Below are 13,934 nucleotides of genomic sequence, written 5' to 3'. Positions count from 1 at the left end.
TCGTCCAAGCGCCCCGCTCCGTCGAGACATGCGTTCCATCAAGGCAGAAAACCGACGAATCCGCCGCTCGCCGAAGCTCCCCTCGAATAACCAAAATCGCCCAATTACACCGAAACGACGTATCGTCGCTTTTGCGGTCGGCGACGCATTACTTGAAAAAATGCGGAATCCAAAAGAATAGAATCAAGAGATACGCAATAGACAGAGCAAAAGACAGGATCAACCCGAGCGAAAACGCGCGTCGATAGATCGAGGCAAAAAGAATGACATTCCATAAAAAAATCGGAAAAAGCAAAAAGCTTGCAAGTTCTTGCGCCGGCAATTCATCGCCAATAAACCCAAAGCCCAGCACCAGGATAAAGCGAAAGAAAAAATTGATTAAGGCGACGATCGCCCCGACAAAAGCTAATGCCGTAAGAGTTTGGGCCAGCCGTTCATCATGGTCCAGGAGTTTAGCTACCAAAGCCGCAAACAAGGCCAGAAGCGCCGCAGCCGTAATTCCAATGCCTATCGCGCCGAAAAAAGAATGGGTCGGAAGCTTGACGGCAAATTCGGAGACGACAAAGAGGCCGAGGCTGAGTTTCAACAAAAAGCTGGAACTCGGCAAAACCTCCGGGCCAACTTCAGACCGCAGAATGCCAAGGAGGCCATGAACGGGCGGCGGCAATTTGATCATCATTTTAACACTCGGATTATACCAGAAAGCGGGGAATGGACGGCGACGAGCCGCTGGACGAAGGCCAAAAGGCAATAACGGCGCATACAAAAGCGATCCGATATGCCCGCGTAGCCGCCAACTCACCAAAGCGGAGAATTGGCCATAGATTATCCGGCGCCAAGGGACGAACAGGAAAATGGGCGCCCGTTTCAAGTAGCTGCATACGGGTTCTCGACATCAAGCTCCGACGGCAGATGTTCATGATCCCCGCATAATTGCCGATCTGCGAAAGCCCGAATGCTGGATACTCCGCCGCATGCCGAAGTCATTAGGAGCGGATCTCCCTGCAACGAAGTGACAACCATCGGATCTCATCGACGCCTTGCAAGGTACAGCGCCCCATCTTTATTCGCCAGCATGCTTCCTTTACATCGCTTCACGACGAAGCGGAAAATTCGGGTGCAAATCTCGGTGATCTAAACCAGCGATCCAACCTTTCGTCCAACATCGCGATGCGACGAAATTAGATCCGGAATTCCCAATCGTTAGATCGGAGCGCGCTGCGCTCTCGGTCCGATATCGACGAAGTTGAAAAACGCGGTGCGCCAATCCGGGCCCTTAAGCTAATTCCCCCGCCAGTTGAGAGCCAACGAGCGGGGGAACCAGAATTTTCTTATGATTTAGGCGTTCTAGAACCTAGATCAGATCGGGAGGAACTCGGGGATGACCGGGCCGCCCGTCTCCACCTCGTAGCGAGCGCCGCTCGGGGTGAAGAAGAACATCAAGCCAGCGAAGGAGCTGTCGACGTCATAGGCCAAGTCAGCCAGACGTTCCGTATCCCAACGCGCGTCCTGCACCTTGACGGTGAGTTCCTTGGTTTCACCGGGCGCGATCGGGGCGTTGTCGCTCAGCGACAGGCCACGCTCAGCCAGGATATATTCAGGATAGTCAACCTTCTGGGTGTAGACGTCGGGGTTCAAGAAACGAAGGGTCGCGGTCGCAAACTCGCCGACGCGAACCGGCTCCTTGCCCGTGTTGGTGATCTTATAGGTCGCGACAAGCTCGCGGCCCGGCACCTTGTAGGTCCCACGGAGATACTCAACCTTGATCGGAGATTCCGGAATGTTGAGCGCGTCGATAGCCCGGATGTTGCCGGCCTGAAGCGGAATCGTGCGCGGGAATTCGCTGGCGGTCAGAGCATAAGAAATGATCACGACCAACAGCGTGGCGGCGAGGGCGCCGGCGCCGATCTGACGCTCCAAAGGAGTGATCAGCTCTCCGCCCTTGCCGGACGCCACCGAGATATACCGGCCGACGAAGCCGCGCTTGCGGAACCAGTAGAAGACCCAAGCGACGCCGGCGATGAACCACACCGTGTGCCAGAAGTAGATGTTGCCGATCTTGTACTGCTCGAGATCGATAACTTCGCCGTTCAGCAACGTGACCGGATTTTTGAAGTCCGCCATGTCGCCCTTGATCTCAACCCATTGGCCGGGTCCGATGATCGGGCCGCCGGTCTGGACGCTGAGCTGGGTGTGGACGTGCCACCGGCCCTGACGCCGCGCCTTCAGCAGAACGCGGAATTCATAGGTCTTGCCCAATTCGAGCGAGGTGGAGCGAGGAACGAACTTTCCGCCGAGGAACGAGCCCTCGCGAACCAGCACCGGACCAGGCATACCGACGTTGAGGAAGGCGACTTCCGGCTTGGCGACGGCGACGGGCCAAGCGTCCATGATGTGAAGCTTGCCGGTGATTTCCATCTCTTCGTTGACGTTGAGGGAGGTCTTCGACCACTTCACGTCATACCAGTTCAAAGTGCGCATGCGGAGGAAGGCCGCCTGCGACTTTTCACCATGGGCGTCGGCGGGGCCGGAACCGGCCATGGACGCAGCGAGACCAACGGCCAATCCAAGAGCCCAGAGCCTTCCGGCCTGACGCTTGGCGTGACCCGCCAGTGTACTAAACACGGATGTTTTCATTTAATGTCTCCCACACGGCTGAGCCGTGGCATTGTCTATTTCAACGAGTCTTTGTTCAGCTTTGTGCGAATCTTAGACTTCTTTGGTGTAGGCGACGGTCGAGAACAGCTTGCCCACGTACCACCACCAGAAATACACCAGGATCGAGACGAAGCCGGAGAAGAAGGCCGCAACCGCGACGACGTCCTTACCGAAGGTGCGCATCGTGCCGCGCTCGACGATGCGGAGATATTCAGGCATCGAGGTGCGGACGTATTCAAAGCCAATCAAGTCGGCGAGAGACATGAGAAGGCCATATTGTTCCGTCGCCTGATGATAAGGCGCAAGAATCGGCCAGTTGGAGGGATAGAGAAGAAGACCCCAGCCCATCGCGCCGACGATCGCGGTGACGATGAAGCTGCGGCTCAGCAAGAGCACGATATCGAGGAACAGAGCAGCCGGGACCAAAGAGGTCGGCCAAACGAGGCTGATCGGGAAATAGGTCCAACCCCAGAAATTGGTGTAGCGGTTGACCCATTCACCGAAGAGAAGGCCGAGGACCAGGAAGGTCGCGCCGAAAGGAAGGCGGAAGCTTTCCCAGAAATAGGCCTGAGCGGCGGCCGGGAACGTGACGAGCACGATCGGAAGAACCGTCGGCCAGAAGCGGCGATCTTTCCAGTCGATCCAGAAATCCCAGTCGCCCATGGTGAGCATGGCGTGAATGTGATAGCCGCCGAGGGTGATCAGGAAGAGCGAAGCCAAGAGGAGAATATCGGCGGTCTTGACGAGCCCGGCGGCCTCGGCCTTGGAATTGAACGGCGAGCCAGCCGCGGCGCGCGCGCCGGCGGAGAGCACGCCGGCGTCGGCCGCCAGCGTCGGCGCATTGGCGCCAGCGCCGCCCTCGAGACCCGGCGACGCCTCAATCGCTTCGGTCACAGGACCGCCCGCGGCCAAGTTTGGTTTGCGTTTAAACATTAACATTCCTCCCTATTGCTCCGCCGCGCTCATCGGCCGGTTTTTCGGAGCAAATACCAGTTGGTGTCAGATCTTACTGCTAGGCCCCATCAGCGGCCGCTCCTCAAGCGTAACGCTTCGAAGAAACGACCGCCGCCTCGGGCCGACGCCAGCGAGCTCGATAGCTGTGACCGAGCCCGCTCTTGCGGACATTATTCCGCCGGCTCGAGGCCGACGACGTCTTCGTAACCCGTGCAGAGTTCCTTGATCCGGCCGAGGATCTGCAGTGAAACGCCGAACACAGAAAGCATGAACCAGCCGAAGAACACGAACATCCAGTGCAGCGGAGCGACGAACAGCTCTTCCATGAACCAGAACGTGTGGCCCCACTCATTGAGCGCAACGTTCGGGAAGATCATGAACGGGCCGACGAACAGAAGCAGATAGGCGACAGAGTAGCCCTTCGAGCCGAAGGTCGGGAGCCTCGTCCGAGCGTACACGAATCCGCCTACGCCCATGATGATGTAGATCGGATAGCTCATGTAGAATTCGATTATGTGGCTCGGCGTGAAGTCGGTGTCGCGAATAACCGTCTGGTGCCAGGTGCCGTCCTGCTCGGTGAAGTAGCTGGCGCCCCAGTAAATGGCGACGCCATACACGAAGATCCAGTTAAACAGATAGAAGATGCGGCGGAGCTCTTCGCGCGGGGCGACCGTGTCGAGGTCATTCGGACGCGTCTTCCAAAGATAGCCGATGAGCCCAAGGAAGGCGATGAGCTCGGTCGGCTCTTCGATGTACAGGATGGTCATCCAGTATTTCTGGAATTCCGGCGAGAACGAGTCGAGACCGGCGTACCAGCCGAAGACTTGCTCATAAATGCGAACGCCGATGTAGAAAACGGTCAAAGCGACCGTGCCGATGATGAAGGGCTTCGGATCCCATACCGGCGTCGCCGCCGAAAGCGCTGCAGCGTCAGCGCGGCTAGGGGATGTTTCGGTAATTAAACTCATCTCACGTGCCTCTCAGCTCTTGGGGATAAGATCGTTTTTGTTGTGGGGATTTAGGGCCGTGAATCTGGTCGTCGGACGCGTTCTGCTCCCTTGATCCAGATCCGTCATCAACCCGCTGCGGCCAACGTGGCTGACGGATCGGCCGATCGTCCGCCGCAAGGATTAGATCTGACCAGAGGCACGAACAATATTCGGTCAGGTGGGCGGTAATGACATTTTTTCAGGCAGGTCATTACTACCTAATAGGGTAGGATATCGTCCCGGCGGCGGGGCGGCGCCATTGTCCCTGGCGTGCGCGCGGTCGATTGTTTGCGTTCGGTCAGGCCTTGAATTCGGCTCGGAGGAAAGGCTTTGGCCGCGAGTTGGGCCTGATTATGTTGAGCTCGCCTTAGGGGGCTCCAGTCAATTGGTCGAGCCGGTCGCTTTCTCTCGAAAGCCTGCGGGACCGCTGTCGGGGGAGGACATGACGCCTTTTTGGGAATGGATATTGCTGTGAAGGCGGCCGAGACTTCGCGTCTGCCGAAGCGGAATCGGGGCGCGGCAAAGGGTCGCAGCGTCGCGACCTGGCTCGTCCTTGCGGGCGCGACCCTGACGAATCTCCTGCTTTGGGGGCGCGCGACGACGAGCGCGGAGCCCTGCTCGGTGGAAGGTCAAGAAAACGGCGCCGTGAAATCCGTCGACGAAAGGCTCGAGCTCGAACTCGACAGCGGTGACGTGCTGAAGATCGCCGGGGTTCTTCCGCCCGCGCCGACCCCGACCGATCCGGACCTCGACGCCAAAAGCCGCGATCGCCTGACGGGCTGGTTGAGGGGACAAGCGGTTTCCTTCCATCGGCTGGATCCGCGCCCAGACCGATGGGGGCGCGCCCCCGCCGTCATATTCGCGACGGTGGGGACGCCGAACGCGGCGCCCGTCGACGTCGGCGCGGCCCTGCTCGACGCCGGCCTCGGCCGCTTCGACCCGGCGGCGGGCCTGTCGCCGCCTTGCCGCGCTGCTCTCCTTGCCGCCGAGGCCGCCGCCCGCGCCGCGGCGCTTGGCGTTTGGAGCGATCCGTATTATTCGATAATCGCTGCGTCCGACCGCGAATCTTTCCGTGAAAAGGCAGGCACTTCCGTCATCGTAGAAGGTCGCGTGAGCCGGGTCGACATCGGAAGCGCGCGGACGACGCTTTTCTATGGTCCACGCCGAAACTTGGATTTTTCCGTCACGATTTTGACCCGCAACATCAAGAGATTCGAGTCCGCCGGCTTGGATCCGGCGCAATTCTCAGGTCGCCTCCTTCGCGTGCGCGGTCTCCTGGAGATGCGATTCGGTCCCCAAATCGAGGTCTCGGACCCTGACGAGATCGAGCTCATCGCACAAGACCAAGACGCCGTCGCGACCCGTCCACCCAGATCGCGACGCTGAAGCGGATCGCCGGCGCGGATGAACCGTCACCCAAACCCAACTCGATCGCTGCAATGCGATTGCGCCGCGACGGCCGGCGGACCGAGACGCGGCCGCCGCCCATGCCGGAAAGGCGCGAGCCCCGAAGCCTTGATGACGGCCGAGGTCGCGGTTTTTGCCCGGCGCGTGGCGCGTCATTGGCCGCGCGCCGCGCTCGCGGGCGCGCTCGCTTTGGCCGGCTGCTCGACGATGGAGCCCCAGGGGGGGCAACCGTTTCAGGCCGCCACACCGCCCGCGCGCCCGGCCAACGCGGAAACGAAACGGTCGGCCGAACACGCCCGAATGGTCGCGCTTTTCGATGGCGAATATAGGCATCCGACGGCCGAACGCTATCTCAATGAGATTCTGGTCAAGCTCGCCAATGCGACCGAACGGGGGAGCCAGCCGTATAAGGTCACGATCCTGAACTCGCCGATCGTGAACGCCTTCGCGCTGCCGCCCGGCAACCTTTACGTAACGCGGGGTCTTCTCGCCCTCGCGAACGACGCCTCCGAAGTCGCCGCCGTCATGGCGCATGAGATCGCCCATATCAGCGCGCGGCACGCCGTTCGGCGCGAGGAGGAGGAAAAGCGCGCCGCCGTGATCAGCCAGGCGGCCAGCGCGCTCCAGAGCAAACAGAAGAGCGAAGAGGTCGAGGCCTCGGCCCGCCGCACGATCGCGAGCTTCTCCCGGCAGCAGGAGCTCGAGGCTGATCAAATCGGGATCAAGGTCGTCGCCCGCGCGGGCTATGACCCCTATGGCGCCGCCCGTTTCCTCGACGCGCTCGGCCGTTCGTCCGCTCTGCGGACGTCATTGATCGGCCAATCCGCCAGCGCAGCCAAACCGGACATGCTCGCGACCCATCCTTCCACGCCGGAGCGAGTTGCGGCCGCGATCAGCGCCGCCCGCCAGATCGGCGCGCCGGGGCTGGGCTCGCGGGACAGGGCGCCTTTTCTCGCCGCGATCGATGGCGTGGCTTTCGGCGACTCTCCCTCGGAAGGCTCGATCCGCGGCCGCAAATATCTGCACGGTCGCCTCGGCTTCGCCTTCATGGCGCCGGAGGGGTTCATTCTCGAAAATTCCTCGAAAGCCTTGCTCGGCGTCACCGCGGCAGGCGATGAAGCCTTGCGCCTCGACAGCGTCAAGCTGGCGCCCGGAACCTCGTTGCCCGCCTACATGGCCTCGGGCTGGATCGACGGACTGGACGAAAACTCGATCGAGACAACCGAGATCAACAATTCACCCGCCGCGATGGCGACCGCGCATGCTGGCGAGTGGAGCTTTCGAGTGGCGGTCATCCGATTCATGCCGTCCGAGGCCTACCGGCTCATTTTTGCGACCCGCGCCTTGACCGACGCCAGCGAAAAGCGTTTTCGCGCCTCGACGGACTCGTTTCACCGCGCGTCGGAAGACGAGATTCGAGCGGTGCGGCCCTGGCAAATCGCGATCGTCGTCGCAAAACCAGGCGACACGGCCGAAACGCTTGCGACGCGCATGGCGGTCCCCGACCGTCAGCTTGACTATTTTTTGCTGATCAACGGCCTCGAACGACGCGGACCGCTCCAGGCCGGCGAACGATACAAGATCATTATCGAGCAACCCTCGGAATAGCTCGGTCCTTTGAGGCGCGGGGCTCTGCCGCATCGTGGTTGCTTTCCCCGGCGGACTGGATAGCATCGACTGCCTCCGCCGGATCGGCGCGCCGTGCTTTTTCTCCGGCTGCTTCCGACGAAGCGCATTCCTCCAGCCAGTTCGATAGACGGCGGATCGGCTCCATTTCATCGATGGGCTCCGCCATCGACCGATCAGAACCGGGACGCATCCTCACATGCGCTTGATATGGCTTCTCCTTTTGATCCCCTATATCGCGCTGCTCAGCGTCCCGCTCTACAATCACAAAGCGCCCGCCCTCTTCGGATTGCCTTTCTTCTATTGGTACCAGTTGGCTTTCGTGCCGATCACCTCCCTGCTGATTTATCTCGTTTACCGGCTGGCGCGCCATGATCGGTGAGGTCGATTACGCGGCGCTTGCAGTCTTCGTCTTCTTCTTCGTCCTCGTCACGGCGCTGGGCTTCGTCGCCGCCCGCTGGCGGCGTCCGAAGACTCTGGCGCATATCGACGAATGGGGACTCGGCGGACGCCAATTCGGGCCTTGGATCAGCTGGTTTCTGATCGGCGGCGATCTCTACACTGCCTATACCGTGATCGCGGTTCCCGCCCTCGTCTATGCGGTCGGCGCGTTCGGCTTCTTCGCCCTGCCCTATACGATCATCGTCTATCCAATTGTTTTTACAATTATGCCGGCGCTATGGAAGTTGGCGAAAGAGCATCATTACGTCACCGCGGCGGATGTCGCGCATGGAGCCTATGGCTCGCGGCCCCTGGAGCTCGCGATCGCCGTCACCGGCGTCATCGCCACCATGCCTTATATCGCCTTGCAGTTGATCGGCATGGCCGCGGCCATTCACGCCCTCGGCCTCGAAGGCGAGCTTCCGCTCGTCGCCGCTTTCATCGTCCTGGCGCTTTACACTTATTCCTCCGGCCTGCGGGCGCCCGCCTTGATCGCCTTCGTCAAGGACGCGATGATCTATATCGTCGTCGCCGCAGCGATCGCGCTCATTCCACTCAAGCTTGGCGGCTATGGAGCGGTTTTCGCCGCCGCCGAGGCAGCGTTCCAAGCGAAGGGAAGCGGCGGCATTCTCCTGACGCCGGACCAATATCTTCCCTACGCGAGCCTGGCGCTCGGCTCGGCCCTTGCCTCGTTCATGTATCCTCATACGCTAACCGTGGTGTTCGCCAGCTCCGGACCCGACGTGATCCGCAAGAACGCCTTTCTGCTGCCAGCCTATACGCTTCTGCTGGGCCTCATCGCCCTCCTCGGATTCATGGGCCACGCCGCCGGCCTGAAGCTCGCCAATAATAATGACGTGGTCCCGACCCTCTTCAAGACTATGTTTCCGGGGTGGTTCGCCGGTTTCGCCTTCGCCGCGATCGCCATAGGCGCGCTCGTGCCGGCTGCGGTGATGAGCATCGGCGCCGCCAATCTCTTCGCCCGCAATTTCTGGCGAGCCTATGTCGATCCGCAAATCACGGCTCACGGCGAGGCTAAGGTCGCGAAAACCGCCTCTCTGGCGGTGAAGCTCGGGGCCTTATTGGTGATTCTCTTTCTGCCGACGCAATTCGCGCTCGATCTGCAATTGCTCGGCGGCCTATGGATTTTGCAAACCTTCCCAACAGTGGTGTTCGGCCTGTTCACGAGCTGGTTTCGCGCCGGCGCGTTGCTCGCCGGCTGGGCGGTTGGCTTCCTTGGCGGAACTTGGCTGGCCTGGGTCAATAATTTCAAGCCTTTGCATACATTGACCTTTGGCGAGCACCATTTCGTCCTTTATTCCGGGTTGCTGGCCCTCGCCGCCAATATTGTCGTCGCACTCGTCGTCAATGCCGCGCTGGAGCGCCGCCGGGCCGCGTCCGGCGTCGCCAAGGGCGCGAAACAGGATCGCGTAAATTAGGGCCGTTTCGATTCAGCTCATCTTGACGACTTACATTATATAATAGTGTTAGCTCGAACGAGATCGAAACAGGAACAGGCCTATGAATAGGTTCGCGAAAGAAACGCCGCAAGCGCAAGCCTTTTGCCGCTGTTGCGTCGTCGGCGGCGGGCCTGCGGGAATGATGCTGGGGCTGCTCCTCGCCCGCGCCGGGGTCGACGTGATCGTCGTCGAGAAGCACGCGGACTTCTTACGCGACTTTCGCGGCGACACGATCCACCCCTCGACTCTCGAGGCCTTGCATGATCTCGGCCTCCTCGACGATTTCCTGAAGCTGCCGCATCAAGAGGCGCGCACGCTTCAGGGCCGAATCGGCGACGTCACGATTCCTCTGGCCGATTTCTCGCACCTTTCCACGCACGCAAAATTCGTCGCCTTCATGCCGCAATGGGATTTTCTCGATTTTCTCGCGGCGCGCGCCAAGCTCTATCCGAGCTTCCGGCTCGCCATGTCGACGGCGGTCGAGGGTCTTATCGAGGAAAACGGACGCGTCGTCGGCGTGACCGCCAAGACCAAAGACGGGCCGCTCTCGATTCGCGCCGATCTCACGATCGGGGCCGACGGTCGCCATTCAACCGTGCGCAAGACGGCGGGACTGACGCCGCAGGACATTGGCGCGCCGATGGACGTGCTCTGGTTCCGCCTGTCGCGCTGCGAGAGCGACCCGATCGAGACCTTCGGCCGGATCGACGCCGGGCAGATCCTGGTTCTGATCAACCGGGGCGAACATTGGCAATGCGGCTATGTGATCGCCAAAGGGTCCGGCGAACGGATGCGGGAACAGGGAATCGCGGTTTTGCGCGAGCGGATCGCCGCTCTCGCGCCTTTCGCCGCGGATCGGGTCGGTGAGATCGAGAGCTTTGACGCCGTCAAGCTGCTAACCGTTACGGTCGATCGCCTGCCGCTTTGGAGCCGGCCGGGCCTTTTGTGCATCGGCGATGCGGCGCACGCCATGTCACCGGTCGGCGGCGTCGGAATCAATCTCGCCATTCAGGACGCGATCGCGACCGCGAATATTCTGGCCGAACCGCTACACGGCCAAGGGGTTTTGACGGATGATATGCTGGCCAAGGTTCAAAAACGGCGCGAATGGCCGACCAAAGCCACGCAGGCGATCCAAGTCTTCATCCAGAAAAGGATGATTTCCCGAGTTCTCGCAAGTTCCGGCAAATTCGAGCCGCCGGGTTTCCTGCGCCTTTTCATTCGTTTCCCAATCCTGCGGCGGCTGCCGGCCCGAATCATCGGGATCGGCATTCGCCCGGAGCGGGTGAAAAGCCCCGCCGCCGCGGTTTGATCGATCCACACGACGCTCGGAACCAAAGCTATGGCTGAGCCTACTGCGCGATGACGCTTCCCATTCGACCGCGCGCGCGGTAGGTAAGTGGATCAACAATGTCTCGCTATGGCTTCCCCCATGCCGACAGGATCCATGGTCGCACCTTCGAGGTCTGGAGCTTTCGGGCGCCTGTTCCGGAACCCCCGCCCGCCGCGGCGGATTTCGAGCGGCCTCGCATTCCTGTTGGTGGCGGCCCTTTGCGCGGGAACTACCGCTTCGGCGCCGGCGCAAGCTGCCCCGGCCATCGTCGTCGAATATCCGTCGGGCGCCGTCCTTTATGAGGACCATGCGACGCAGCCCTGGTATCCTGCGTCGCTGACCAAGTTGATGACGGTCTATGTGGCGCTGAAAGCCGTTCGCGAGCATCGGCTGACGCTCGACACCCCCCTCGCAGTTTCCGCCCGCGCCGCGTCCATGCCGCCGTCCAAAATGGGCTTTCGGCCGGGAACGCTCGTGACGCTCGGCAACGCCATGAAAATGCTGATGGTCAAGTCGGCCAACGATCTCGCCGTCACCATCGCGGAAGGGATTTCCGGGTCCGTCGAGGCCTTCGCCGATGAGATGAACGAAGCTGCGGCGTCGCTGGGGCTCCGCCAATCGCATTTCGTCAATCCGAATGGCCTGCCCAATCCTCAGCATATCTCTTCGGCGCGGGATTTCGCGGTTCTCGCAATCGCCCTCTATTCGACCTTTCCGGAGCAGGCGGACCTCTTTTCGATCGGGGCCTTGCGGCTTGGCGGGGACATCATCACCAATCACAACAATCTTCTCGGCCGTTATCCGGGCGTCGACGGCATGAAGACCGGCTTCACCTGCGCAGCGGGGTTCAATGTCGTCGCGAGCGCCACGCAAGGTGGCCGGAAACTCATCGCAGTCATCCTCGGCGCGCCGAATGTCGCGCAACGCACGATCAAGGCCGCGGCTCTCTTTGATCGCGGGTTTTCCGGCGTCGATCGCCCGACGGGTTCGGTGACCGCACTCGCGGGCCCTACGAACGCGCCGCCTCCTGACCCTAACCAGAATGTCTGCCGCAAGCGCGGCAAGCTCGTCGCGGAGTTCAACGCCGAGAACGAGCGCCTGATCGCAGCGCTCGACGGCGGCAGATCCGTCCCCGCCTCAGCCGGTCCTGAGGTCTATAGCGCAAACGCCCTCGCCCGCACCGCGCCCATGGCGCGGCGAATCGCTTTGGTGCCGACGCCATCCTTCGATCCGACGCCAGTCTTCGTCGGCGCGCCCAATGGATATGTCGGCCCGATCGCGCAAGCCCGCCCAGCGCATTCGCCTCTCGGGACTGCAAGTCCTCCGGAATCAGCGAGCGCCTATGCTCCGCTCGACGCTCCGAAGCTGGCCGCGACACCCCTCGCCGCCGATCCCTCCGCGGGCCAGATCGAGCCGAACGCGAAGCGCGCCCATCTCGCCGCGGCGCGTCATCATGGCCGGCGCCATGCGACCGCCGCCGCGGAACAAGAGGCCAGCGGCGGCGAGGACGCAGCGCCGCCGCCAAAAAAGCTCAAGACCGGAAAAGCCAAATCCGCCAAATCTGCGGAAAAGACCAAGCCCGTCGCAAAATCCGGTCACGCGGCAAAGACCAAAGCCGCCGAGCGGCCGGAAGCCGCCAAAACCGCCACAGCTGAAAAGAAGAAGTCGGCGGAGCCGAAAAGCAAGGCCGACAAAGCCGCGCTCGACAAGCGCCATCCCGCCAAGCCGGCGACAAAGCTGGCGCAAAAGCAGGCTACGGAGCCGAAGTCCACAGCCCGCTCGGGCAAAGCGAAGCAAGGACATTCCGACGCCGATGCAGGGCAATGACGCGCCGGCGGCGAGTCCTGAGCCGACCGGCGAGATCGCGCGGGGCGATTTTTCACGCCTAGATCGCAGGCCGCCGCCGCCTTTCCCCCTGACGATCGTCACGGGCTTTCTCGGCTCCGGCAAGACGAGCCTGCTCAATCGCTTACTTCGCGATCCGGCTTTCGCCGACACGCTTGTCGTCATCAATGAATTCGGCGAAATCGGGCTCGATCATCTGCTGGTCGAAAAGGTCGACGGCGACATGCTGGTCATGACCTCGGGCTGCCTCTGCTGCTCGATTCGCGGCGATCTCATCGCAACCTTGGAAGACGCGGTCCGCAAGCGCGACAATGGACGCATCGCGCCGTTTCAAAGGGTGGTGATCGAGACCACGGGGCTCGCCGATCCGGCCCCTGTCCTTCACACCATCATGTTTCATCCCTATCTCATGCTGCGGTTCCGGCTCGACGGCGTCGTCACTTTGATCGACGCCGTGAACGGCCAAGCGACGCTCGACGCGCATGAGGAAGCCGTCAAGCAGGCGGCGGTCGCCGACCGGCTCGTCCTCACCAAATCGGATCTCCTCGACGAAGGCGGAAGCGTCCGCGTCGCTGATCTGAAAGTCCGGCTGGCTAATCTCAACCCCGGCGCGCGTCTTCTCGATGCCGCGAAAGGCGAGGCGACTGCGGCGGCCTTGCTCGGCGCCGGGCTCTATGACCCGAGCCGCAAAAGTCTCGACGTGCAGGGCTGGCTCAATGCGGAGTCTTTCCCGGCCGCGGGCGCAGCAGGCCCATCTATCAGCCAAGACCAACATGATCATGGCCATCACGGCCATGACCATTCTCACGATTCACACGACGTGAATCGTCATGACGCCCGCATCCGGGCGTTCTGTTTGCGCCATGACGCGCCGATCGGCGCCGCTGCGTTCGATCTGTTCATCGAGTTGCTGCGCAACGCCCATGGCCCCGCCCTTTTGCGGGTGAAGGGAATCGTCGCGCTGGCCGACGAACCCGATCGGCCGCTTGTCATTCATGGCGTGCAGCATGTCTTCCATCCGCCGGCGCGCTTAGCCGCATGGCCGGACGCCGATCGCAGCACTCGAATCGTGTTCATTTTGCGCGACATGGCGCCGGCATTCGTCGAAGGGCTTTGGCGCGCGCTCGTCGGGCCTCCCGCGCCGGACCAGCCCGACGCCGATGCGCTCGCCGACAATCCCTTGGCGCCGGCGCGCGGCGGGCTGCTCGCTTGAACCGGCCA

11 protein-coding genes are annotated in these 13,934 nt (G+C 61.7%); 7 read left to right on the top strand and 4 right to left on the bottom strand.

Annotated features, from left to right (window positions below):
- Positions 1 to 148: 148 nt before the first annotated feature.
- The 4 genes from METAC_RS0121410 to amoC all read right to left on the bottom strand — a co-directional run bounded on the left by METAC_RS0121410 (position 149) and on the right by amoC (position 4,580).
- Positions 149 to 679, bottom strand: a complete 531-nt coding sequence (locus tag METAC_RS0121410) for a hypothetical protein (RefSeq protein ID WP_026608589.1) — start codon at positions 677 to 679, stop codon at positions 149 to 151.
- A 680-nt stretch (positions 680 to 1,359) separates the two neighbouring features.
- Positions 1,360 to 2,637, bottom strand: a complete 1,278-nt coding sequence (amoB, locus tag METAC_RS0121405; RefSeq protein WP_051335753.1) for a bacterial ammonia monooxygenase, subunit AmoB — start codon at positions 2,635 to 2,637, stop codon at positions 1,360 to 1,362.
- A 72-nt stretch (positions 2,638 to 2,709) separates the two neighbouring features.
- Entirely contained in the window at positions 2,710 to 3,591 is an 882-nt protein-coding gene (gene amoA, locus METAC_RS0121400; RefSeq protein WP_084143866.1) for a bacterial ammonia monooxygenase, subunit AmoA, read from the bottom strand.
- Between the two features lie 191 nt (positions 3,592 to 3,782).
- The gene (amoC, locus tag METAC_RS0121395) at positions 3,783 to 4,580 is read right to left on the bottom strand and encodes a bacterial ammonia monooxygenase, subunit AmoC (protein WP_026608586.1); all 798 of its coding nucleotides are present in this window, start codon (positions 4,578 to 4,580) and stop codon (positions 3,783 to 3,785) included.
- Positions 4,581 to 5,060: 480 nt separating this feature from the next.
- On the opposite strand from amoC, the gene METAC_RS24895 reads away from it, so the two are divergent.
- The 7 genes from METAC_RS24895 (at position 5,061) to METAC_RS0121360 (ending at position 13,926) form a co-directional block, all read left to right on the top strand.
- The gene (locus METAC_RS24895) at positions 5,061 to 5,987 is read left to right on the top strand and encodes a hypothetical protein (protein WP_036255789.1); all 927 of its coding nucleotides are present in this window, start codon (positions 5,061 to 5,063) and stop codon (positions 5,985 to 5,987) included.
- Between the two features lie 132 nt (positions 5,988 to 6,119).
- Entirely contained in the window at positions 6,120 to 7,616 is a 1,497-nt protein-coding gene (locus METAC_RS24890) for a M48 family metalloprotease (protein WP_036256959.1), read from the top strand.
- A gap of 217 nt (positions 7,617 to 7,833) precedes the next feature.
- On the top strand, positions 7,834 to 8,016 hold the full coding sequence (locus tag METAC_RS0121380) for a DUF3311 domain-containing protein (protein ID WP_036255787.1): 183 nt from the start codon (positions 7,834 to 7,836) through the stop codon (positions 8,014 to 8,016).
- A complete protein-coding gene (mctP, locus tag METAC_RS24885) occupies positions 8,006 to 9,514 on the top strand; it encodes a monocarboxylate uptake permease MctP (protein ID WP_051335752.1) in 1,509 nt (502 codons plus the stop codon). Before METAC_RS0121380 ends, mctP begins: the two co-directional genes overlap by 11 nt.
- 82 nt (positions 9,515 to 9,596) lie before the next feature.
- The gene (locus tag METAC_RS0121370; RefSeq protein ID WP_026608584.1) at positions 9,597 to 10,847 is read left to right on the top strand and encodes an FAD-dependent oxidoreductase; all 1,251 of its coding nucleotides are present in this window, start codon (positions 9,597 to 9,599) and stop codon (positions 10,845 to 10,847) included.
- Between the two features lie 120 nt (positions 10,848 to 10,967).
- Positions 10,968 to 12,695, top strand: a complete 1,728-nt coding sequence (locus METAC_RS24880) for a D-alanyl-D-alanine carboxypeptidase family protein (protein ID WP_245257537.1) — start codon at positions 10,968 to 10,970, stop codon at positions 12,693 to 12,695.
- Positions 12,682 to 13,926, top strand: a complete 1,245-nt coding sequence (locus tag METAC_RS0121360) for a CobW family GTP-binding protein (RefSeq protein WP_084143862.1) — start codon at positions 12,682 to 12,684, stop codon at positions 13,924 to 13,926. Before METAC_RS24880 ends, METAC_RS0121360 begins: the two co-directional genes overlap by 14 nt.
- Positions 13,927 to 13,934 lie beyond the last annotated feature (8 nt).

It is taken from the genome of Methylocapsa acidiphila B2, from assembly GCF_000427445.1.
Lineage (GTDB): Bacteria > Pseudomonadota > Alphaproteobacteria > Rhizobiales > Beijerinckiaceae > Methylocapsa > Methylocapsa acidiphila.
This window is presented reverse-complemented; position numbering and strand designations above follow the sequence as displayed.